The following is a 22511-nucleotide window of genomic DNA, read 5'->3' on the forward strand; positions in this document are numbered from 1 at the left end:
ACGGATGGGGTAGTGGGTGATAACCACTCTTCTATCCCCTGGCTGAAACCCCTATACTGCAAAACCAAAGCTCGTGGTGTGAACAATTGATGACGAAAGCCGTAATTTTAATTAATCATCCCCTGGTGCAGCACAAGCTGACGCTGATGCGCAGGGTTGAGACCCATACGCAGGATTTTCGCAGGCTGTTGAAAGAAATTTCGATGCTGCTTGCCTATGAGGTGACACGCGATCTGCCCCTGAAATACGAAACCATCCAAACCCCGATGACTGAGATGGAAGCGCCGATGCTGGCAGCCGATAAGAAGATGGTGATTGTCTCAATTTTGCGGGCTGGACAGGGGTTGTTGGATGGCATGATTGAACTGATTCCCACCGCCAAAGTCGGGCATATTGGTCTATATCGTGAACCCAGTACATTAACGGCAGTGGAATATTATCTGAAACTGCCGCCTGACATTGGGCAGCGAGATATGTTGGTGGTAGACCCAATGCTGGCAACGGGCAATTCAGCGGTGGCAGCGGTCGATCGCCTGAAAGAAACGAATCCTGCGTCGATCAAGTTTGTCTGCTTGCTGGCAGTTCCCGAAGGTCTAGAACGGTTTCACGAACAGCATCCCGATGTCCCTGTGTACACCGCCGCGATCGATCGGGGGCTAGATGATCATGGATACATTGTGCCTGGGTTAGGTGATGCAGGCGATCGCCTCTATGGCACCAAATAACGGGCACCAAATAACGTCTGTTGCAAAAAAGGGGGGTGCGTGTCGAATTCAACCCGTGTGCCATCGGTCGCAGAACAACAGGCGATCGCCTATCTTCGGTCTCCCCAGGCAATTCGCGATCGCTGTGGGCAACTGTTTAACCTGGCATGTGCCGATCAACTCCAGCATTTTCGCTGTGATCTGAGCCAACTAGACACCGTTGCTGCCTATGTGTTGCAAGTCATTCGAGACAGCTATCCCGATCTGAATGTGCCGTTTCATAGTCGCTGGCGACATTTTGAAGCAGGGGGATACTCCCGTCTCCGCCAACTCGATGCCCAGATCCAGGCTCTAGCTGGGGTTGAACGCGCCAGAATCAAGTTCGACTTAGCGATTATCAGCGTCTTGCTCGATGCTGGAGCCGGAGCCGACTGGCGCTATTGTGAACCCCAAACAGTGCAAACCTGGCACCGTTCTGAAGGGTTAGCCGTTGCGAGCTTTCATGCTTTTTTACACGGCACATTTTCTAGCAATCCAGCTCAACCGTTGCAGGCAGATGCGATGGGGTTGCAGGAATTAACTGCCGCAAAGCTAGCAGACGCGTTTCAGGTCAGTGACAACAATCCCCTCGTAGGGCTAGAGGGACGACTGGCATTGTTGCAACAATTGGGGCACGTGCTGACCCGGCACCCCGATTTATTTGGATCGCCCGAGTTAAACCAGAGCCAGTTGGGACAGTCCCAGCCCCGTCCCGGTTATCTGGTCGATTATTTGCTCACCCACGTTCAGGATCACTGTTTGCCTGCACCGGCGGTCTTACAAGCCGTTCTGACGGGATTGGGTGACATTTGGGCAGGACGGATGGCGATCGCTCAGGTCAATTTGGGCGATGTCTGGCAGCATTCTGCGTTACCCGATCAGGGCATTGGTTCCCGCCTTGTCCCGTTTCACAAACTCTCGCAATGGCTCACCTATTCACTATTGGAACCGTTGCAAGACCTGGGGTTAACCATCACTGATCTGGATCAACTCACTGGCTTAGCCGAATATCGCAATGGCGGACTATGTTTTGATTTGGGATTGGTGCAGGCTAAACATCCTGGTGTCTTGAGCGATCGCCATTTACCCAGTTCGGAGGTGATTGTTGAGTGGCGCGCCCTAACGGTGATGTTGCTGGATCAGATTGCCGCTGCGATCCGGCAGCAGTTGGGTATGAGTGCGGTAGATCTGCCGTTGGTCAAAGTTTTGGAAGGGGGCACATGGGCAGCAGGACGACGAATTGCCCAAACGTTACGACCGGGCGGATTGCCCCCGATTCAAATTGAAAGTGACGGCACCGTATTTTGAAATGGGTAGTTCTAAAACTGTGGTGATGTTTTGTGGCGCGGGCGTCGCCCGCGCCACAAAACATACTCAAGCGTCCAATCCAGATCAGAGGTTTATCGCGCCTCTGAAATTCATCGAACCTTTACAAATTCATCCCAAGATGCGGCAATGTCAAAGGCTGAAGCGTCGGAAAAGTAATGCTGACTACCCAAGAGGGGGAGGTAAATCCCCTAAGCTAATAGCTACGATTTCCTTAGGACACGATAAAAAAACTTGTGCTATACCGAAGGTGATTTAATTCCACATCGAAATCAAGGGAGTTTAAAGCGATGGCAGACACTGCTGAGAAACAGGCTCCTCACCAAGTTGTGATTGTGGGTGGCGGCTTTGGTGGGCTATATGCCGCTAAAACATTGGCTCGGTCTCCGGTAAATGTCACATTGATTGACAAGCGCAATTTTCATCTATTTCAACCGTTGCTCTACCAGGTTGCCACGGGCACCCTTTCCCCAGCCGATATCTCTTCACCACTGCGGGGTATTCTCAGCGACAACCGTAATGTCCAGGTGTTGATGGATGAAGTCATTGACCTGGATCCCCAGGCTCAGCAGTTGATTACCCGCAGCCAAACGCTCAACTACGACACCTTGATTGTGGCAACAGGGGTGAGCCATCACTACTTTGGCAATGAGCACTGGAAACCTACCGCACCCGGTCTAAAAACGGTAGAAGATGCCCTGGAGATGCGCCGTCGAATTTTTATGGCATTCGAAGCGGCAGAAAAAGAAACAGATTTTGCTAAGCGTCAGGCGTGGCTTACGTTTGTGATTGTGGGGGGGGGACCCACCGGGGTAGAACTGGCAGGGGCGATCGCCGAACTCGCTTATAACACGCTCAAAAGTGACTTTCGCAATATCAATACCAGCGAAGCCAAAATTTTGCTGCTAGAGGGAATGGATCGAATTTTGCCGCCCTATCCCCCAGATCTCTCCGTCAAAGCACAGGATTCTCTCGAACGACTGGGGGTAACCGTTCGCACCCAAACCTTAGTCACCAATATTGCTGACGACATCGTTACGGCTCGGCAAGGCGATGTGACAGAGCAAATTTCTACCAAGACGGTGCTCTGGGCTGCCGGAGTCAAAGCATCGGAGATGGGCAATGTTTTGCAGACTCGTGCGAATGTAGAGTTAGATCGGGTCGGACGAGTCATGGTAGAACCTGACTTAAGTATTCGCGACTATCCCAACATTTTTGTCATCGGGGATCTGGCAAATTTTACCCACCAGGACGGCAAACTGTTACCCGGCATTGCACCCGTCGCCATGCAAGAAGGGGAGTATGTTGCCAAGTTGGTGAAACAACGGCTGCAAGCAAAAACCGTACCCGCTTTTAAGTATGTAGATACGGGTAGTTTGGCGGTGATTGGGCAAAATGAAGCCGTAGCTAACTTAGGATTTGCCAAATTTTCTGGTCCTCTTGCCTGGTTTGTCTGGGTCTTCGCTCACATCTACTACCTGATCGAATACGACAATAAGTTAATCGTCATGCTCCAGTGGGGCTGGAACTATTTCACCCGCAAACGCGGCGCAAGGCTGATTACCGGGGAAGAGTCATTAGTCCAGGTAGAAATCAACAGCAATGGAGATTTCCAAACTCCCAAAGGCAGTCCGGAGAAGTCACCTGTTGAGGTGTAATACCGATTTAATGTGAAGCTGCGCCTTATTCAACCCCCGGCTGTCGCCGTTCCCCTTGGCAAGGGGGACTACAGGGGGTTCTAGTTTGGCACAACTTCATAAAAGATTGGTGTAAGGATGGGGTGGTCTTAGAACTATTGTGATGTTTTGGCGCGTGGGCGTCGCCCGCGCCCCAGTCTCTAATGATAAATTGGCAGCAATACGTTGAAGGTGGAGCCTTCGCCCGGTCTGCTTTTCACAGAAATCGAGCCGCTACAGCGGAGCAGCAGCTGTTGCACGATCGATAGCCCTAATCCTGCTCCACTGGTCTCTTCACTGCCTGTAAACCGAATGCGGTAAAAGCGATCGAAAATTCTAGGAATTTCGGCGGAGTCAATGCCAATGCCGGTATCCCGAAACTCCAGTTGGATATAGTCGCCTTGTTGTTTTGCTCGAACCCAGACTTGCCCACCTTTGGGGGTAAATTTGATGCCGTTGTGCAGCAGGTTAATCACGATCTGGCGCAGAGAGTTGGGCATACAGGCAACAGCAGGCAATTCTTCGGGAATGGTGTATGCCAACATTACTCCCTTTTCCTGGGCAAGCGGTTGGTAGGTGCTGACAACACCGGGAACCACGTCAGTCAACCGCAGGGGTTGCATGGGGGTTTGCTCGGTCGCACTTTCGAGTTGCAATAAGTCCAGCACACTGGTAATCAACCCACTTTGGCGATCGCATTCTTGACTCAGCATGTCCATATACCGCTGGCGCTGAGCTGGTTTCAGGTTAGGTGAGTTGAGCAGTGAGAGAGCCGTTTTCATCGTGGCGAGAGGTGCGCGTAATTCTTGCCCAACATTCTTTAAAAACTCGTCTTTGAGTCGGGTGGAATTTAACAGTTCCTCATTTTCCATGCGCAAGACAGACGCCGTTTCAGCCTGCTTTCGATAAATGGCGCTGCTATGCCAGACTTCTTCCTGGCGTTGGATTTGTTTGGTCAGTAAGGTGCTGATTAATTGCGCCTGCAAGGGATTGGAAGCAACATCAATCTGCAACGCTTCCCATTGTTCTAACAAGGCTTCTGTTTCCGGGTTGGGGTTGGTTTCCGATAGCCCAAACCGAACCGCCTGAAGAATGCCCTCAAATACCCGCTGTATTGTTTGCCGCTCAACCGTACAAAACCCTAGCAAGGGGTGTTTTCGCTCTGACTCGTCATCAACCACCATGCTGATCCGCACACTGCCCATATCAAACGAGGAAGAGGTATCGGGTTTGGGTTGCCGTACGCTACGGGGACGATGTGCCAACACCATGCCAGAAAATTCTTCGGAAAGCACTAATAAAAAATATTCTCGTTTTAGATGGCTTTCTGTCGATAAAGGCAGATGCACCGTATGGGCATAATTGCTGACCACAGGCGTAATAATTCCCTGGTCATCGATTAAATCTAGCTCGCCAAAATTTTCTACATCGATATCAGTGTCATTGGCACCCATGACATTGTCCAACTCAACTTTCGGGCTAGAGCCTTCGCGAAAGGATTGGAGAATATAAAGAAACTGAAGCACACTAGCTGATTTGCGATAGCGATCGATCTCAGATTGCCAAATGTCTCCTTTTGGCATCTTCAAAATTAAGGTGGCAGAAATTTTCTGCTCGATCAGCAGATCCAGCACGGTGCTAACGATGGATTTGAAGGTTGTCGGGCTGATTTGCAGAGAGTGCGGGGGATCTTCAGAACTGAGGGCTAATTCGTAAAGAGACGCGTCTTGCAGGCGTGAGGAAGTCATAGACAATGGGTACGGTTAAGGATCGTCTTCTCTTAAGAGTAGTGGTTCCAATGCGCTGATCGTTCCAACAGCAGAATTCATGCTGGGTAATTTTCAGAATCTACCGATAACTTACGAGAATTTCCATATATTTTTACTGTTTCTCAAGTTCTGCGGAACGTGAAGGAATTTTTCTGAGGATCGTGGACTAAATAAAACCAAAAATAAACGTCCAGTTTTTATTGAACGTGTGATCCTTAAAGATCACAAATTAATTAATCTGTCTTCTTTTTGATAGAGTGGCGGCGGAGCCGCCGCTCTATCAAAAAGAATCGGGTTTGATTAAATCCACGATTCTTAGAATCAAATGTGCTCAGGATCTATAGATTACTTGACCTGTCATTTTTTTTATAGATGGCGACAGCTCTGCTGTCGCCATCTATAAAAAAAATGGATGTGATTAAACCCTTAATTTTAGGGACTGGCGTGCGAATACCCTACTCAGAACTGGGTTGATTCTGTGTTGAAAAGCGGTGCGAAGCGCCGCTTTTCAACATAGGATCTGCTCTAACGTAATTGCAGAAGACTATAGCAATTGACCCCGATAAAACATGGCAAAGAAAAAGAAAGATGAACCTCTCTCTGAGCAAGATTTAGTAAAAGAGGTGTGCCGCCGCATTCGTGTTGCCCGCTCTTATTGGGATGCCCATAACAATTCGGCGTGCCGTCACGAACGGGAACGGGCACTGGAACTTTACAACCAATTGACACCGGAGCAAAAAAAACAAATTCCGGAAGTCTTAAAAGTGTGGTTGCGATATCGCAGTGAGAAATATTTTGGGTCACATCGCACCCCACCAGGTGGGCGGTAAATCCGTACGATTTACGAATTTCTGATGACGAATCTCGACAAATGGCTATTGAAAATATAGATTAATCAGCAAGTAGCGTGCGATCGCAACTGTAAGCAGTAAGGTTTAACCAGGTGTCTGGGGTTTGGATCAGTTGCCCTGGACACCATTCATCGCCACAATAGGGGTGCAATCGTGTTGGTTTGGGGTGAGGGCTGAAATAGAGTGGTAATTTTTGAACAAAAAATTATCATTACAGTTGAACCGCAGCGTTTTTTGAGTCGATCAATTAGGTGCTACGTGTAGGTCTTGAGGCTGTAAGGAGTGAGTGAATGACTGTGAGTGAATCGATGGTTGATCTAGAAAGTTTGTCTCAACCTTCTGTGATGCAGTTAGCACAGAAAGGAAATTGTCAGGCGATCGCTCATTGGCTCAATGCTTATTTGATGTCTCAAGGGGTTTACTCACGCGTATCACTCGACCGACCGGGTTGTTTGCTGATCATCGTGGAATTTCATCGCCTACCCGATCGCGATCGCTTAATTCGGTTTGTCTGCCATCGCTTGCATAAGTTAAATACCAATGCTTTTGCTGCTGTCCGCATCGTTGCTCGATTTATTGGCACTGCCTTTGTGCTGTGGGATCAAACGGTACGATTAACCGCTCAGCCCAAGCGCCAACACCGCATCCTCAATCCGGCTCCGGCGCAAATGCGATCGCAACGGGGTGGGGCGATCGCATTTGCGCCTGCGGCAAGACCCAAGACACCTGCCCCCACTCGGACTCCTGCACCATTAAAACGTCAGCGTCCTGTCAACGTCGTTCGCCCCTCTCAAATCGAACGGCGTCCAGCTTATTTGTTGCCTGCAAGTCCGTCAGCACATTGGCGATTGCCCCCGTCCACTAAGCTCAAACATCCGGTTTTAGTGGGGTCTGCATTGGCTGCATTTCTGGTCGGGTCTGGGTATGAAACCTTTACAGATTTTTCCTTTACTGCCTGGTTAGAACAGGCTCAATTTCAAGCCTTTGGGCAAATGACGGCGGGTTCCAGTCCCCTGCGACCGAGTAAGGTGCAGACCGCTCTGGGGTTAGTCACCGTGAAGCAACAGGCGATCGCCCATAACCCTAATGACCCAACAGTTACGCTCACGTTTAGCAATGATTTCGTTTTAGAACCGGGTGCGATCGCTGCAACTGAGCCGATTTCAGACGGATTCAATTCCAACCAATCCCGTTCAACCCCATCTGAATCAGACCCATTTTCCTCAGATTCATCCAGCTCAGACGCAGTCAGTTCAGACGCAATCGGGTCAGACCGATCCCATTCAGACTCTCCGTTTACCGCTCAATCTCGGACAGAGTCACCGACTGGGACAAACCATGCCGTTGCGACAGCGACGACCAACCCCTACACCCAGGCAGACATTGCGCTTGCCAACCTCGATGCGCCCCTGACCCACCAAGCCAATACCCGCTCTGCCACCGGGTCAACCCATGCGTCTGTAGAACAACTGGTCGAACAGGGGGTTGATGTGGTCAATCTCGCCAGCAGCCAGATTGTGGAACATGGCAAAACGGGCTTAACCCAGACGCTACAGGAATTAGAAACAGCCGGGATCGAGTCCATTGGTGCAGGGCACAATCGCCGTGAAGCCCGTCAACCTGAAATTATTGACGTACGCGGACAACGCATCGCTTACCTGGGCTATTCGGACTCGCAGTCAGGAGCGGCAAAACCCTGGTCGGCTGGCGTCAATGCGGCGATCGACAAACAGGTCATTGACGATATCAAAGCCATCCGTGATCAGGTGGATTGGGTGATTGTGAACTATCGCTGGAGTGGCGCATTGGCAGACTACCCCGCCGATTGGCAGGTGCGATTGGCACATCTAGCCATTGACCAGGGTGCTGATTTAGTGGTCGGGCATCATCCCGATGTGTTGCAAGGAGCGGAAATTTATAAAGGACGGGCGATCGCCTATTCTTTAGGAGATTTTGTGTTTGGGGATAGCCAAACTTCAAAATCTAACTACAACACCGCCATGCTCAAAGTCTCGATTCGCGATCGGCAGATGCAGGTCGAGTTTCTGCCCGTGCAGGTGCGCGATTCCAAACCCGAATTGGTCGATGCCGAGCGAGGCAAAACTATCCTGCGATATTTGCAGCAAGCATCGGGTTTATTCGAACAGCCGATGCAATCTCCGATGGTGCTGAACACACGCTCATCGGATACCTCTGAACCAAATGCCTCTCCCAGCCTTCCTCCCCCGTTGGTACTGCCGACCTCATCTGAAACGGCACCTGCCCCAGAGAATGCTGCTGATCCCAATAACACATCTGACTCGTTTGTCACCTATCCAGATATGCAACCTGACGCTGCTGCACCCGATCCATCTATCACAGACCCCCTGGAGGAGAATGGGACGGATGAACCCAAACCAGCGGCTTTAGACGAACCTGCTGCCCTAGACGAACCAGCGGCTCTGGATACTGAAGAGACGGTTCCAGAGGAAGTATCCGACGATCAAGCGATGGGTGCAGTAAGCAGCGATCAGATGGCGATCGCCAAAGCGACTCCACACCCCGCAGAATCGGGAAAACTCAAACCGCATTTTTAAACAGAAAACCTGCGGTAAATGTCCCCACGAATGAAAGTAGGCATTACACTTGCAGTAAGGTTATTTCAGGATTTGCATTTGAAACCCTTGGCAAGCAAAAGAGCGATTTGTGAATACCAGTTCTAAGCAAGTCAAACTTCCCCAATTTCCCCAACCCGACCCTCAGGCAACGGTTGAGGAACCGATTGTGGTGCCTGCACCTCCCGTCGAAGCAACTCTGCCGCCCCCTCCTGTTCCTCGGCGTCCCCCAAAACGGCGCACGGCAATGTCTCAAGCGGTGCAGTGGTCTCAGCTGTGGTTGGGCACGATTGTTGCCTGTGGGGCAGTGGGTCTGGGTGCGGTGGTGTGGCTGACTCGTCTGCCGCCGCCGATTGACTGCCAGAGCATTTCGCCCCTGCCTACAGATGCCGAACGGCTTTACTGCGCCCGTGAAGCTGCCCAGTCGGGTGATATCTCGGCAGTATTGGCAGGGTTAGATCTGGTCGGCAAATGGAACTCAGATCATCCTCTTTATGGAGAAGCCCATGAGTTATTAGAAGTTTGGTCGCATTCCATTCTTCAGCTTGCCTATACCAAGTTTGACCAGAGTGATTTGCAAGGGGCGATTGATCTGGCAAACCATGTTCCAAAAACCAGCAGTGTTTATCAAGAAGCGCAAGCAGCGATCGCTTCCTGGAACGACCAATGGCAACAGGGCGATCGCATTTATGCGGCTGCGCAAGCGGCTCTGAAAAATCGCGATTGGGATGGAGCCTCTAACCAAATTTTTGAACTGGCAAATTTGGATAACGACCACTGGCGCGTTGATAAGGTGAATGAATTAACCCAGTTGGTGTTGCAAGAAAAGGAAGCGCATCAACTTTTGCGGCAGGCACAGGAGTTAGCTAAAGGAGAGCGTCCTGAGAAACTGGCAGAGGCGATCGCTCTGGTGCAACAGATTGATCCCAAGCGCTATATCTGGGAAGAAGCTAAAACTGACCTGGAAACCTGGGGTCAAATGCTGATCAAAATTGGGTTAGAACGTTGGCAGTCGGGTAATTGGGACGAAGCAATGGCGATCGCCCAAACTATTCCAGTGGCGTTGATCGACAATCCCCTGGGCAAAGATCTGGTGCAGATCAGTCAGGCGCACCAATTGGCAACCCAGAGCGAATCTGCCTGGGAACCGTCGTTGGGGCAAATGTTTAACCTGATGGAAGCGATCGGAGCTGCCCAGCAGATCGAATCGTCCAGCCCGTTTTACGCCGCCGCTCAGGCAGACATCCAAAACTGGCAAGCCCAGATTCAAGGTCTTCAGCATTTACAATTTGCCAATCTGACAGCAAGTTTAGGTCAGCGATTCACCTTCCAATTGGGAATGGCACAAGCCCAAATGATTGCGCCCGACCATCCCCGACGGCTTCAGGCACAAACCCTGGCAGCCCACTGGGGGCAGCAAATCCAACGGATCGAAGATCGCCCTTATATCGATCGGGCGCGAGATTTAGCCCAGTCGGGTAACATCCCCGATTTGCAACAGGCGATAGGGGTCGCGAGTCAGGTACCGACGGGGCGCGCCCTGTGGCAAGAAGCTCAAGATGCGATCGCCCAATGGCAAGACCAGATTGAAACTATTGAAGATAAACCGTTGCTCGAAGAAGCCCAACAGTTGGCAGAAGCCGGTAAGCTCAGATCGGCGATCCGGTCGGCATCGCGGATTGGCTCTGACCGCGCCCTCTATGACCAGGCACAGGTGGCAGTCCGGATCTGGCGCAATAAAATTCAAGAAACTGAAATTGCCGAAGATCGACCGATTTTGGATGCTGCCTATGCGTTAGCTGCCCGCGAACGTTATTCGTTAGCCATTGAGCAAGCCTCCCAAATTGGTCGGGGTCGGGCACTTTACAATGAAGCCAGCGGTGCGATCGCCAATTGGCGGGCACAACGGGCAGACTTACGGGCGCGTTGGGCAGCCGAAGCCGAAGCAGAAAGCGAAGCCTATAGTGATGACAGCGATACCTATACCGATGATTCCTATAGTGACGATTCCTATGACGACGGATCGTACTAACCCGTTTGGCATCGTTACTTTTCTCTCTGTGCTGGCATGAGCGATCATGAAATGTCTGCATCGCAGAATCAGCCATTACGGGTCGTGTTAATTGACCGTAACCCCACCTTTCGGTTGGGATTGCGGCTCTGGCTCAACCGACTTTCGGATCTAGATGTCGTGCTAGAGATTGAGGACGACGCTGATGCATTAGAGCGCTTGGCAACCTATTGCCAGACGACATCTCCTGCGTCTGATATACCAGCAGAGGCATCTACTCCCCCGTTAACAACGCCACTTGCCATCGATCTGGTGATCCTGGTGATCCATGAGACACCGACCCAACCCAGTCCGACGGAGGGTTTGGCAATGTGTCAGCCGTTGAGAACGCAGTATCCTACTTTGCCCATTCTGGTACTCAGCGACTTTTCAGAACCGCTGATGGTGGCAGCGGCTCAGCAGGTTGGCGCAAGTGGCTATTGCCTGAAAAATACACCCGTGCCCCAGTTAGAACAAATCATTCGACAGGTGGCAACGGGGCAATCGTATTGGCTCCAGTCGGCATCTGGGTCGGCAGCATTATCGATTTCATCCGACCGCCCGGATCCGCCTTTATCCGTAGGCACGTCAGCCCCATTACCTGGACCTCTGGCGATCGCTCGGCGCAACTTACGACTCTATGGGTTACGGCAGATTGAGGCGGAACTGGGTCATGTGACGGAGCAATTAAAAACCTCAGACTTATCTGTATTGGATCAGGCGATCGCCGCTGGACGCAGACGCGAACTCCGGGCAGCCCGCTGGTTAGTGACACGATTGCTGGCTACCCCCGATTTGCCGGAACCAGAGCCATCTAATCCCGATCTCAAGATCCCAGATGCCACTCAGCCCTCATCTCGCCAACGGTTAGAGTCTGATCGAGGATCAGCGGGATTGGTTGCCGTAACAACTCCCATCGCAGGTGAGTTGACTGCCCAAACGCTCCAGTCGATGTTGTTAGAAGGGCTATTGGCAAAGTTGCAAACCAATCTGCAAAACAAGACCGAAACGCCGTTAGAAATCGACATTTTGCGAGAAGATCGCAAACGCGAATTGCTATATCTAACCCTGCGTAAATTAGAAGAGGTGTTGAGCGATCTGCGCTTTGCTCAGGTGCCGCCCGACCAATTTGCCGAAAAGCGATCGCCCATTTTACTCGACCTCTGGCAAGCTGTTCTGACAGACTTTTTGGGCAAATACTACACGCTGTCCATCGAGGGCAACACGATTGACGTCGTCGATACCTTGTTACAAGAAGCTGAGACGGTGCAAACTTCCATCCTCAGCAAAATTCCCTTGGTCGAAGAATTGCTGACCCATTTACTGTTTCTTACCCCTCTGGTGGTAGATGGTCGCGCCTATGTCGCCGGGAATCCTGAAGCGATGTTCCGAGCGGAGTTGGTGTTAGATAATTTGGTTCTACAGGTTGCTAATGCGGTGATGCAACCCTTACTCAATCGGTTTGCCGATGTCGAAACGATTAAGCAAAATTTTTACGATCGCTTTTTGCTGTCGAGCCGCGAAATCGAGCGCTTTCGTAACAATCTATCCTGGAAATATCGGCTGGCTCGTCTGGTGGGCGAACCCAAAGATATTTTTGAAAGTCAATATCGCCTTTACACATTTCAAGGTCGAGGGATTAAAACCACGTCCATTTATGCACCCCGACGGCAAGAGTTAGAACATCTTTCCGGTTTGCAACTTGCCGTTACCCTGGCACTAGAAACAAGAGATGCGATCGCCCCTCGGATTCGCTCTACGTTATCGATCATTGGCAGCAGTGTTATCTATGTGCTGACCGATGTCGTGGGTCGTGGCATTGGCTTAATCGGTCGCGGCATTCTCAAAGGGCTGGGTAGCGCCTGGCAAGACAAACCTTAAGCAATGGAGCAATTGAATGATTAATTAGGACGGGGTGCAGGGGTGAAACCCCTGTCCGGGGGCACAGCCCCCGCGCCCCCTGTCCTAACCAGCCCTTTGGCTGCTATAACAGAAAACGTTTTGGGTGGAGGGGGCGACGCCCCCTCCACCCAAAACGTTTATAGTACTGTGCGGGTCGATCTAGTACGGTATTGTGGGGCGCTCCGCGCCCCACAATACCGTTTCTGTATTTAACGAACGTGCAAACCGCTACAATCTGATGTACTAGGATGCCAGGGCAACTTCTACCATCTGTTGCAGTTCGCCTTTTTGATATAGCTCAATCAAAATGTCGGAACCACCCAGAAACTCGCCATTAACATACACCTGAGGAATGGTCGGCCAACTTGAATAGGCTTTGATGCCTTCACGAATCTCATTATCTGAGAGCACATCAAAGGTTTCGTAAGGGACACCCAACATGTTGAGAATTTGCACCACATTGTTAGAGAAACCACACTGAGGCATCAGTTTGTTTCCCTTCATGAAGACAAAAATTTTGTTTTGATGGATGAGATCAGTAATACGCGCTTGAACTTCCGGAGTCATAATACTTAATCAATGGTAGTGGAACGAATCGGGCTAATAACTCTATCGTATCGGGTCTATCGTACCTGGAAACCAACAATCTTGAGTCAGCTATGAAACGGTCTGACCCGCTGCTGCCCAGGCTTCAGGGGTATAGGTCTTCAAAGATAAGGCATGAATTGCTTCAGACGACATTGCCTGACGCACTGCGCCATAGACCAACTGATGTTGTTGCACCAGCCCTTTGCCCGCAAACTGAGACGAAACGACGACAACCTGGTAATGATCGCCGCCCCCTGTCAGATCTTGTACCTGGACTTCCGCATCCGGTAGACCCGTTTTAATCATTGCCTCAACTTGACTTGGGCTAACCATCTGACCTCCTCAAACTGAAACCTATACGTATGCGATACCTCGTTCAACTTGAGAACTAGGATTTTCCCGCTGGGAAAGTGTTCGTTCCCAAAAGAGATTAGTTTTAATCTACACTTCAGTGTAAATGCGATCGCTCTAATTTTTTAAGAGATACCCATTTAAATTGGCTATAGAACCAATAGTTTTGAGAATTGCACTTCGCATGACGCTCAAAACTATTTGCCTGATTAAATCTGCAAATCGGCATGAATTGTGCAATTTCCCATCAATGATGAGAGGCGCATCCCACAGGGATGCGCCTCTCATACTCCATCCTTTTGATCAATTCGTTGCCTACCCCAGTGGATAACTCTGGGGCAATCTTAATTCAGCGGTTGGTTGGTTGTAGATTGCACCCTCGATGTCGGTTCACCTGACTGAGCGCGAGGGAATGGAGAGTCAACAAACCCCAATTCATACAACTGCCGATATGCCTGTTGCCCCAGTTCGCGGGTGGGTTGTTGGCTGCGAATAATTTGGATGAGTAAGGGAACTGCTAATTCGGGTTGGTTGCGTGCCCGGTGTACTAATGCCAGTTGATAGGTTGCCTGATCTCGCATTTGCGCAGTATCTAGAGCGGCGCGGCGTTGAGCATCGGCAATGCGGTTGTCAATTCCAGAAAAGCTAGACGCTAAATCTTGATAGAAATTAGATAGCTGGTTGAATAACTGACGGGCCTGGTTGAGCTTATCAACTGCCTGGTCATAGTTTCCGGCAGAAACCGCATTTCCGGCTTCAGACATCAACCGTTGTCCGCCTCGAATGCTAAGAATGCTGCCGTCTTGCGACAAGGGCCGTAAATCTTCGGTGTCTGGAGACTGCTGCAAAGATGGATCAGACGAGTTACCTCCCTGGTCTAGCGCAGGCGTTTGAGCGATTGCTGCATTTAGAGGTAAAAGTGCCAGAGCAGCGGCGGTCGGCACAGCCAGACGGCTGATTAAAGAGAACAAACGAGTAAACTTAGGGGATACCATGAACTAAATCTGCGTAGAGTAGGAGCGTAACAGTTTAACTTTTGAGGATCTTACCATTGCATCCCTACATTTATGCTGAAGGACAATTTTGCACGGATGAGTAGGACTGACTGAAATTGATCCCGGTAAGTTCCTGGCGTAAGGAGAGTGAAATGGCATGAAAGGTTCGGTAAATCCTCCAGACCGGAGTGACGCAGAGGCGTTGGCAGCTGGGGTAGCGGTCGATCAAGAAGGCGCGATCTTACAACGGGGGGGTGAAGAGTTGGCGTTGCAAAAGCGGCGCGATCGCTTTACGGTGCGACTTGTGAAAGGACGTTCCGCCGATGTGCTGGTAGAACAGATCCATCCCCAGTCGGTGCATCCGATTCCGTCGGTGCAATTGATCGAGGTTTTGGTGGCACCGGATCAACTCGATGCCGCCATGGCGATCGCCCGTAATTCTCAAGATGTTGCGTTTGCCAGCCATGTTTATCACCTGTCGAATAGCCCCGAAACCCTGGTCTATGTGACGGATCAGTTAACTATTCAGTTTGCCGATTCAGTTAATCGAGCTACTATTGGCGCAGACATTGCCGCCTTGGGGCTAAAGCCCATTCAGCCGGTTGTAGGAGTGCCCCAGACGTTTGTCTTTCGTGTTACCGATCAAGCCATTGTTAACCCAATCAAACTGGCGAATCAACTGATGCGTCGTTCGGACGTGTTGACAGCAGAACCCAATGTGGCGATCGAAAACCAGACCCATTACCATCCGCGAGATCCGGACTATGCCAAGCAATGGTATCTGCATCACAATGGCGGTCAGAATTTAGCAACGGGGTCGCATATCTCTGCTGAAGCCGCCTGGGAGATTACGCGGGGCGATCGCTCAATTATTGTGGCGATCGCTGATGATGGCTTTGACCTCAACCATCCTGACTTTCAAGGAAAAGGAAAAATTGCTTTTCCCAAAGATTTTCAAGACAATGGCTTTTTGCCGATGCCCGAAGCCAGTCAAGAAAATCATGGAACCGCCTGCGCCGGAGTGGCGATCGCCGAAGAAAATCAAGCAGGGATTGTGGGCGTGGCTCCTGGATGCACCTTCATGCCCGTGCGCACCACAGGTTATCTGGATGACACTACTATAGAAACGTTATTCAACTATTTAATTGAAAAAGGGGCAGCGGTTGCTTCCTGTAGCTGGGGTCCTGCTGCCGTTTATTTTCCCCTGTCACTCCGGCAACGGGCAGTGCTCACGCGGGCAGCGACGACAGGGCGCAATGGCAAGGGCTGCGTCATTGTCTTTGCTGCTGGCAATGCCAACCGTCCGGTGAGTGGCAGCATTAGCGAACGGGGCTGGAATCAAAGCCTGATCAATGGCACCACCAACTGGCTCAATGGTTTTGTCATCCATCCTGATGTGATCACCGTCTCGGCTTGCACCAGTCTGAATAAAAAGTCAGCTTATAGTAACTGGGGCAATGCAATTTCGGTGGCGGCTCCGAGTAACAACGGTTCGCCAGGGTTATGGCTGCCAGAAAAGGGCTATGTCTCGACGGGTCCCGCCATCTCATCACCCTTACCCGGTGAAGGCATCTTTACCAGCGATCGCCTGGGTGCTGCCGGATATTCTCCGGGCGACTTCACTACCGCTTTCGGCGGCACCTCTAGTGCCTGCCCCATTGTGGCTGGCGTTGCCGCATTAGTTCTATCGGCTAATCCCAATCTGACCGCCAGAGAGGTCAAACAAATTCTGCAAGATACTGCCGACAAAATTGTCGATACCTCTGCCGATCCGCAACTGGGCTATCGCTGGGGCACTTACGATGCCAAAGGGTATTCACAATGGTTTGGCTACGGCAAAGTCAATGCCCTTAAAGCTGTGCAAACTGCCCGCCAAAAGATTGCCCCGATGCCACGGGTGTCCCGCTATCTGCAACAACAAAACACCACCGCACTCAACATTCCCGATAACAATCCCCAGGGCATTGCCAGCTCAATTCAAATCACCGATGCTCAACCGATTCTCGATATCCAGGTGAGTGTCGATATCGAACACAGCTTTTTGGGGGATCTAGAAATCAGTCTGGTGCCCCCCAGAGGCAAAGCCATTCTATTACAAAGCCGGACGTTAGGCAGATTGACCCGCCTACAAACCACCTATTCGCTAGAAACAACTCCGATGTTTGGGCAATTGCTCCAGCAATCGACAGCCGGTAAATGGCAGTTAAAGATGATTGACTATGTGGCGATGAACACAGGACGGCTGGTCAGTTGGCAACTGAGTCTGGGAATCTAGTAACGCCCAGATCTTTTCAAGAGAGCGACGGCGGAGCCGTCGCTCTCTCGAAAAGAATGGCAAGTATTTAATATGTGATCCTTAGCGAAACCGTAGCTTAAAGCCCAAAATAATCAAGGTTAAAACCAGGGTTGTGCCATTCGCCAAAATCACGGGCAGTGCGCCAATGGCAAGACCATAGAGCAGCCAGAGAAAGATGCCGCTGATAAACGTACCCAGCCACCCCATTGAGATGTCTTTAGCAGAGCGGGTTTGCCACGTTTTAAACAGTTGCGGTAAAAAGGCAAGGGTGGTTAAACTACCTGCGATCAAACCTAAAAGATTGATCCAATCCATATGATGGCGATCGCCTCCTGCGCGCACACAGCACTATAACTCTGACAACGATGCATCTAAGGGCGGTTGCAATTGCCGAGGTTCAAAATTATCGGGTGGACTGGCAATTAAAGCCGACGTTCCGACAATACCGCCTGATACCACGACCTTAAATGCATCTTCAACCGACACCGAGAGATTCACGACATCTCGTTCCGGGACAATAGCATACCAACCTGTCGTCGGGTTGGGTGTAGTGGGAATGAACAAGCTCAGCATCGGCTCCGAAGTCGCGTGCGTATGCAGATCGATATTCAGTACCCCGGTTACAAACGCAACAGCCCAAACGCCCGGACGAGGATATTCTACTAAAACAACCCGACGGAATTTGCCGCTGGTGTCTTTTAGCAAGGTTTCGAGCAACTGTTTGAGCGTTTTGTAAACCGCTCCTGCCAGGGGAATGGCTTGAAGGATGGTCTCACCAAAATCTAATAGCCAGCGCCCAACAATATTGCGAGCCATCAAGCCAATTAACAGAATACTGAGCAGGGGTACCGACAGACCGACTGCCAAATTCAGCAGATCCCCCAAAATGGGGTTGAGATCGATGAATGGGTTGATTTGTTTGGGAATCTGCGTCAAAAACCTGACAACCCAACTGGCAATAGTCAGCGTTAGCCAAATGGTCGTTGCCAGTGGAATGATGACCAGTAATCCGGCAATCAGGTCATTCTTAAGGTCTTGCTTAAGGCGTTGTAGCACAGAACAATGATTCTCCTTAACCAACGGGAAACACCCTTCGGATTATGAACGATATAGAACCCAATTCTCTTGATTGAGTCTCTATGTCTTTATTGAATTGAGAAGGATGGCTCCAGCCTCTCTCTCATCAAAGAAAGAACCGTTTAATCCATTTGCGATCCGTATCCATTTATTGCTGCTCTAATTCCTCCGTTCTAACGGATGAGTTTTACCGGCATACCCCAAACTAGTCCTGCCGAATGGATGGATAGAGATTCGATCACAAAAATCTGGTGAATTCCAATGTATCAGTTTATTTTGTGACTTTTCTGGCTTGACCTGAAACGGTTTCTTTTCGGGGATCAAGGCGTCAGGACTACCAGCGGTCAACTTTGAAACGTGCAGCAGAGTCATCGCTTCTTCAAATCTTAGAAATGAAAATTAGATAACGTCGATGGTTTGTCGTAGGGCGATCGCCCGTTCGCCCTTACACAAGATTCAATGTTCGGTTTTATTTAATTCACGATCCTTCGCCGACTGCTTATCTAGATTGTAACGAATTGTTTTCTAACTGGGAAAGATGGCGTCTGCCTCAGTGACTCAGGAGCGGCGAATGTTCAAGCAACACCAGTCTTGTCTGCGCCAGAGAGTTGCCACAACCCAACCACTTTGTTCTAAGGTATCGGCGATCGGTTTGACTTGATCGAGCAAGATGCCGCTGAGAATGCCCCAGGTGGTCGGTTTGGCGATCGCCCCCATCATGGGGATCAGATCTAAAATTACTTCTGCCAGAATATTGCACAAAATCCCATCGACCGGCTCTTGCACCAGCTCAATCACTTTGTCTAAGCTACCGACTTCGGCAACCAGGCGTTGCGGGTCAATCAGGTTTAAGTCACGGCTTTCGAGCGTCGCTCTAATTGCCAGAGGGTCTGTATCAACGGCATAGGCACGTTTTGCACCCAACAGCACACTGCCGATCGAAAGAATGCCAGAACCACAGCCAATATCAGCGACAACCATCTCGGAGGTATCGATATCATCGCCCATGCGCATTTCCAGCGATTCCAGGCAAAGCTGAGTAGTGGCATGGTTGCCCGTACCAAAGGCAACACCGGGGTCAAGCCGTAAAATCAGGCGATCGCTCGATTCTGGCATGGGTAACCAGGCAGGGTTAATTAAAAAGCGATCGCCAATTTCCTGGGGATGCCAGTAAGACTTCCAACCACTTGCCCAGTCTTCTTCATCGATCAAATGCCATTGCACTGCCGGAACGGCAACGCCGAAGCACAACGCATCTTGTCGCACCAGTAGCGAAAGGGCTGACAAGTCTAAGAGTTGTGCCTGGAGCTGAGGCAAATACGCTTGAACGAGACAGGCGGATGCCTTCATCTCACTGGAAGTTCCACGGCAACCAAAGTTTTCCAGTCTCCAAAAGATTACCTCTTCTAAGACCGGATCGCATAGGATTTGGATTTCCCACCAGCTATTAGCCAAGGGTATTGTGCCTCACATAAACCAAGTGAATTTTGGGTAATTGTAGAGCATTATCTCTAAGAGCCTATCTCAAAACGCGATGAGGACGGTTGATTTTTCCTGCCCGCAGGGCAGGAAAAATCAACCGTTCAGATAGGGTCTCAAACTCAGGCATTGAATCAACCCCGATGTTATTTGAGAGAGCCATGGCTCTCTCAAACAGAATGACAGGCTAAACCCCGTCCCTTCCTTAGGATCGTGGATTTAATAAAACCGAAGGTTTATTTTTGGAAGCGCGGCGGAGCCGCGCTTCTAAAAATAAACTTCCGGGTTTTAATTAATTTGTGATCCTTAGGTTGAAAGCCTCACCGTGTAGGCATCGCGAATACCCGGAACCTTAAGGATTTCTGCCAAAATCCCTTCGGGCAGAGGGTCGTCCAGGCTCAACACCATCACAGCATCACCCCGAACAATCTTTCGCCCCACCTGCATACTGGCAATGTTGACATTAAAGCTACCCAAGAGCGACCCGATTTTGCCGATGATCCCCGGCATATCGCGGTGCAACGTGAATAGCATAAATCGACTGGGAGGGACGTTGATGGGAAATTCGTCGATATTCGTCACCCGAATTTCATCGTCACCCAAGATGGCACCCGTTACCGAATGTTCGCCCAACGGCCCCTTTGCCTGAATATGGAGTGATCCGGCGTAGTCTTTCACGGTTGCATCCCGTGTTTCGATAACGCGAATTCCCCGTTCTTTGGCTTCGATACTGGCGTTGACGTAGTTGACCCGTTCTTGCAACGCATGGGATAGCAAGCCTTTTAGAGCCGCTACAACCACGGGTTGACTTTCATTTGTGGCGAGTTCACCCTGAAGTCGAACATTAAGCGATTCGACCCGTCCACCGGCTAACTGACTGATGAGATTGCCCAGCGTTTCTGCTAGTTGCAAATAAGGGCGGAGCTTTTCCATCAAGTCAGGACGCAGACCGGGGATATTGACCGCAGAACGAGCGGGCAACCCCAGCAACACGTCGCGAATTTGTTCGGCAACATCGATGGCAACGTTCACCTGCGCTTCTTCGGTCGATGCACCCAAATGGGGGGTTAAGATCATCTCTTTGCCTAACGCCCGTAGAGACGATTCACCCAATGGCTCTGTTTCATAAACATCCAATGCCGCGCCAGCAATTCTGCCGCGTTGGAGGGCTTCAGCCAACGCCGCTTCATCAATGATCCCGCCTCGGGCACAGTTGACAATGCGAGCGGTGGGCTTCATCTTTTCAATCGCTTCGGCATTGATCAGATGGTAGGTTTCTTTGGTTTTGGGGAGATGCAGGGTCATGTAATCGGATTCGCGCAACAGGATGTCTAATTCCACCAATTGACAGCCCATTTGTTCGGCACGTTCGCTGGACAGGAAGGGATCGTACGCTAACAAGCGCATGCCCATGGCTCTGGCGATCGCCGCTACGTGAGAACCAATTTTACCAAGCCCTACAATCCCCAGCGTTTTTTTGTAGACCTCAACGCCAGTGAAACTTTTGCGATCCCACTTGCCACTTTTCACCGATTGATTGGCATCGGGAATGTGACGGGAGATGGCTAACATCATGGCAACCGCATGTTCAGCGGCAGCAACCGTATTTCCTTCGGGCGAATTTACTACCAGGATGCCGCGACGGGTAGCCGCAGGAACATCGACATTATCGACCCCGACCCCAGCACGACCAATGATTTTGAGTTGCGTTCCGGCGTCAATCACTGCTTGAGTGACATGGGTGCCCGAACGAATCATTAAGGCTTCGTAGTCTGGGATAATTTTGACTAATTCTTCGACGGGCAGATTGGTTTTGATATCTACCTGTGCAACCTGAGAAAGGATATCGATACCGACTTGATCGATGGGATCAGAAACAAGAACCTTGGGCATGATTTAGGAGATCAGTTGAATTCAGAGAACAGCGTTCAGAAACCAGATTGAGTCGTTTAGCAACAGCAAGCCATGAAACGGGCAAAGGTCAATTGCTTCACGCTTTGCAAGCGAGAGACGCTACAGAGTTCGCAATGACAAATCTTTAGAAGGTGTAACAAACTTGGCTGCGAAAGGCTTTAAATCAAAGACACTCGGGAGTTTCTACAGAAGGTCATTCTACTGCAAAGCAGGGTATATCATTGTTAACCGCCTAAAAGTTTTTGGCTTTTCCCCCTTGACAGGGCACTTTATCTATCACTATCTGAGGCTAATGGAGTAAAAGCCTTGCAGAGCAAGGCTTTTACTCCATTAACCGTATGCTAATTTAATCCTGTTTTGGGGAGCGCTGGCTCCGCCAGCGCTCCCCAAAACAGGATTAGGTTTATGGCGTGAGAATTATTAAGTCAATTTTCCTGAAGTTCGGTGCGATCGCTAGCAATTAGGAAGATAAAGATGCCACTGGGGAGCCATAGCCCATGAGCGATTTCTATCTGATTGCCGCCAGCCTACTCAACCAGGGACAATTGCCGGGAGAGCCGCCCAAGATCCGGGAACCCTTGCCCAATGCGACGATCACCGCCGTTCGTCCCGCAGATTCTGCCTCTAGCCCATCCGTCAAACCGATCGCCACCCTTGATCCCCACGTGCCAGAGTTTAGTTCAAAACAATCTGTGGCGATCGCCCAACCCCTCATCCCCAAACAGATCGCGAGCGATACTACCCCCATCGGCGTGCCAGTCACCCCCGATCCCCCCCGCATCGATAAAATCACCCACTCCACACCTGCCACTTCTGTTTCCCCCTCAACCTCCCCCACTCCCTCCACCCCTTCATCTCTCCCGAACAATCTTCAACCTTGCAACGACCCCACAAGTAATC

At 50.6% G+C, this 22511-nt stretch carries 17 protein-coding genes and 1 pseudogene; 9 read left to right on the top strand and 9 right to left on the bottom strand.

Annotation, left to right across the window (positions count from 1 at the left end):
• Positions 1 to 89 precede the first annotated feature (89 nt).
• From upp to ACR6Z4_RS19695, 3 genes are all read left to right on the top strand, one after another.
• Complete coding sequence (upp, locus tag ACR6Z4_RS19685) at positions 90 to 725, top strand: uracil phosphoribosyltransferase (RefSeq protein ID WP_479719020.1); 636 nt, start codon at positions 90 to 92, stop codon at positions 723 to 725.
• A 39-nt stretch (positions 726 to 764) separates the two neighbouring features.
• The gene (locus tag ACR6Z4_RS19690) at positions 765 to 2051 is read left to right on the top strand and encodes a URC4/urg3 family protein (protein ID WP_479719021.1); all 1287 of its coding nucleotides are present in this window, start codon (positions 765 to 767) and stop codon (positions 2049 to 2051) included.
• Positions 2052 to 2359: 308 nt separating this feature from the next.
• Positions 2360 to 3727 carry an NAD(P)/FAD-dependent oxidoreductase gene (locus tag ACR6Z4_RS19695; RefSeq protein ID WP_479719022.1) on the top strand — a complete coding sequence of 456 codons (1368 nt, stop codon included), beginning with the start codon at positions 2360 to 2362 and terminating at the stop codon, positions 3725 to 3727.
• Between the two features lie 179 nt (positions 3728 to 3906).
• On the opposite strand, the gene ACR6Z4_RS19700 is transcribed toward ACR6Z4_RS19695, so the two are convergent.
• Complete coding sequence (locus tag ACR6Z4_RS19700) at positions 3907 to 5493, bottom strand: DICT sensory domain-containing protein (RefSeq protein WP_479719023.1); 1587 nt, start codon at positions 5491 to 5493, stop codon at positions 3907 to 3909.
• A 590-nt stretch (positions 5494 to 6083) separates the two neighbouring features.
• On the opposite strand from ACR6Z4_RS19700, the gene ACR6Z4_RS19705 reads away from it, so the two are divergent.
• The 4 genes from ACR6Z4_RS19705 to ACR6Z4_RS19720 all read left to right on the top strand — a co-directional run bounded on the left by ACR6Z4_RS19705 (position 6084) and on the right by ACR6Z4_RS19720 (position 12890).
• Positions 6084 to 6344: a Precorrin-3B methylase gene (locus ACR6Z4_RS19705; RefSeq protein ID WP_479719024.1), complete on the top strand. Its 261-nt coding sequence runs from the start codon at positions 6084 to 6086 to the stop codon at positions 6342 to 6344.
• A 311-nt stretch (positions 6345 to 6655) separates the two neighbouring features.
• Positions 6656 to 8941 carry a CapA family protein gene (locus ACR6Z4_RS19710; RefSeq protein WP_479719025.1) on the top strand — a complete coding sequence of 762 codons (2286 nt, stop codon included), beginning with the start codon at positions 6656 to 6658 and terminating at the stop codon, positions 8939 to 8941.
• Positions 8942 to 9050: 109 nt separating this feature from the next.
• The gene (locus tag ACR6Z4_RS19715; RefSeq protein WP_479719026.1) at positions 9051 to 10991 is read left to right on the top strand and encodes a hypothetical protein; all 1941 of its coding nucleotides are present in this window, start codon (positions 9051 to 9053) and stop codon (positions 10989 to 10991) included.
• A 36-nt stretch (positions 10992 to 11027) separates the two neighbouring features.
• Complete coding sequence (locus tag ACR6Z4_RS19720; RefSeq protein ID WP_479719027.1) at positions 11028 to 12890, top strand: DUF3685 domain-containing protein; 1863 nt, start codon at positions 11028 to 11030, stop codon at positions 12888 to 12890.
• A gap of 264 nt (positions 12891 to 13154) precedes the next feature.
• Here ACR6Z4_RS19720 and grxD read toward each other — a convergent pair whose 3' ends face one another.
• The 3 genes from grxD to ACR6Z4_RS19735 all read right to left on the bottom strand — a co-directional run bounded on the left by grxD (position 13155) and on the right by ACR6Z4_RS19735 (position 14845).
• Positions 13155 to 13478 carry a Grx4 family monothiol glutaredoxin gene (gene grxD / locus ACR6Z4_RS19725; RefSeq protein WP_479719028.1) on the bottom strand — a complete coding sequence of 108 codons (324 nt, stop codon included), beginning with the start codon at positions 13476 to 13478 and terminating at the stop codon, positions 13155 to 13157.
• 90 nt (positions 13479 to 13568) lie between these two features.
• Positions 13569 to 13832, bottom strand: a complete 264-nt coding sequence (locus tag ACR6Z4_RS19730; protein ID WP_479719029.1) for a BolA family protein — start codon at positions 13830 to 13832, stop codon at positions 13569 to 13571.
• Positions 13833 to 14194: 362 nt separating this feature from the next.
• Positions 14195 to 14845, bottom strand: coding sequence for a hypothetical protein (locus ACR6Z4_RS19735; RefSeq protein ID WP_479719030.1), 651 nt, complete (start codon positions 14843 to 14845; stop codon positions 14195 to 14197).
• A 157-nt stretch (positions 14846 to 15002) separates the two neighbouring features.
• On the opposite strand from ACR6Z4_RS19735, the gene ACR6Z4_RS19740 reads away from it, so the two are divergent.
• Complete coding sequence (locus ACR6Z4_RS19740; protein WP_479719031.1) at positions 15003 to 17120, top strand: S8 family serine peptidase; 2118 nt, start codon at positions 15003 to 15005, stop codon at positions 17118 to 17120.
• 81 nt (positions 17121 to 17201) lie between these two features.
• On the opposite strand, the gene ACR6Z4_RS19745 is transcribed toward ACR6Z4_RS19740, so the two are convergent.
• The 5 genes from ACR6Z4_RS19745 to serA all read right to left on the bottom strand — a co-directional run bounded on the left by ACR6Z4_RS19745 (position 17202) and on the right by serA (position 21590).
• Positions 17202 to 17456, bottom strand: a complete 255-nt coding sequence (locus ACR6Z4_RS19745; protein ID WP_479719032.1) for a SemiSWEET transporter — start codon at positions 17454 to 17456, stop codon at positions 17202 to 17204.
• A 33-nt stretch (positions 17457 to 17489) separates the two neighbouring features.
• Positions 17490 to 18197, bottom strand: coding sequence for a DUF502 domain-containing protein (locus ACR6Z4_RS19750; protein WP_479719033.1), 708 nt, complete (start codon positions 18195 to 18197; stop codon positions 17490 to 17492).
• Positions 18198 to 18776: 579 nt separating this feature from the next.
• Positions 18777 to 19673, bottom strand: a complete 897-nt coding sequence (gene prmA, locus ACR6Z4_RS19755; RefSeq protein WP_479719034.1) for a 50S ribosomal protein L11 methyltransferase — start codon at positions 19671 to 19673, stop codon at positions 18777 to 18779.
• Between the two features lie 64 nt (positions 19674 to 19737).
• On the bottom strand, positions 19738 to 19860 hold the full coding sequence (locus tag ACR6Z4_RS19760) for a hypothetical protein (RefSeq protein ID WP_479719035.1): 123 nt from the start codon (positions 19858 to 19860) through the stop codon (positions 19738 to 19740).
• A 143-nt stretch (positions 19861 to 20003) separates the two neighbouring features.
• A complete protein-coding gene (serA, locus tag ACR6Z4_RS19765) occupies positions 20004 to 21590 on the bottom strand; it encodes a phosphoglycerate dehydrogenase (RefSeq protein ID WP_479719036.1) in 1587 nt (528 codons plus the stop codon).
• A 518-nt stretch (positions 21591 to 22108) separates the two neighbouring features.
• On the opposite strand from serA, the pseudogene ACR6Z4_RS19770 reads away from it, so the two are divergent.
• Positions 22109 to 22511 (top strand): annotated as a pseudogene (locus ACR6Z4_RS19770) (hypothetical protein); the annotation flags it as partial.

Source organism: Calyptranema fuscum S582 (assembly GCF_055793305.1).

Coding starts and splice junctions, on each gene's coding strand:
- ACR6Z4_RS19740 (WP_479719031.1), top strand. CDS start 15,003: ATGAAAGGTTCGGTAAATCCTCCAGACCGGAGTGACGCAGAGGCGTTG.
- ACR6Z4_RS19720 (WP_479719027.1), top strand. CDS start 11,028: ATGAGCGATCATGAAATGTCTGCATCGCAGAATCAGCCATTACGGGTC.
- ACR6Z4_RS19760 (WP_479719035.1), bottom strand. CDS start 19,860: ATGGCTCTCTCAAATAACATCGGGGTTGATTCAATGCCTGAGTTTGAG.
- upp (WP_479719020.1), top strand. CDS start 90: ATGACGAAAGCCGTAATTTTAATTAATCATCCCCTGGTGCAGCACAAG.
- ACR6Z4_RS19735 (WP_479719030.1), bottom strand. CDS start 14,845: ATGGTATCCCCTAAGTTTACTCGTTTGTTCTCTTTAATCAGCCGTCTG.
- ACR6Z4_RS19695 (WP_479719022.1), top strand. CDS start 2,360: ATGGCAGACACTGCTGAGAAACAGGCTCCTCACCAAGTTGTGATTGTG.
- ACR6Z4_RS19710 (WP_479719025.1), top strand. CDS start 6,656: ATGACTGTGAGTGAATCGATGGTTGATCTAGAAAGTTTGTCTCAACCT.
- serA (WP_479719036.1), bottom strand. CDS start 21,590: ATGCCCAAGGTTCTTGTTTCTGATCCCATCGATCAAGTCGGTATCGAT.
- ACR6Z4_RS19730 (WP_479719029.1), bottom strand. CDS start 13,832: ATGGTTAGCCCAAGTCAAGTTGAGGCAATGATTAAAACGGGTCTACCG.
- ACR6Z4_RS19700 (WP_479719023.1), bottom strand. CDS start 5,493: ATGACTTCCTCACGCCTGCAAGACGCGTCTCTTTACGAATTAGCCCTC.
- grxD (WP_479719028.1), bottom strand. CDS start 13,478: ATGACTCCGGAAGTTCAAGCGCGTATTACTGATCTCATCCATCAAAAC.
- ACR6Z4_RS19705 (WP_479719024.1), top strand. CDS start 6,084: ATGGCAAAGAAAAAGAAAGATGAACCTCTCTCTGAGCAAGATTTAGTA.
- ACR6Z4_RS19745 (WP_479719032.1), bottom strand. CDS start 17,456: ATGGATTGGATCAATCTTTTAGGTTTGATCGCAGGTAGTTTAACCACC.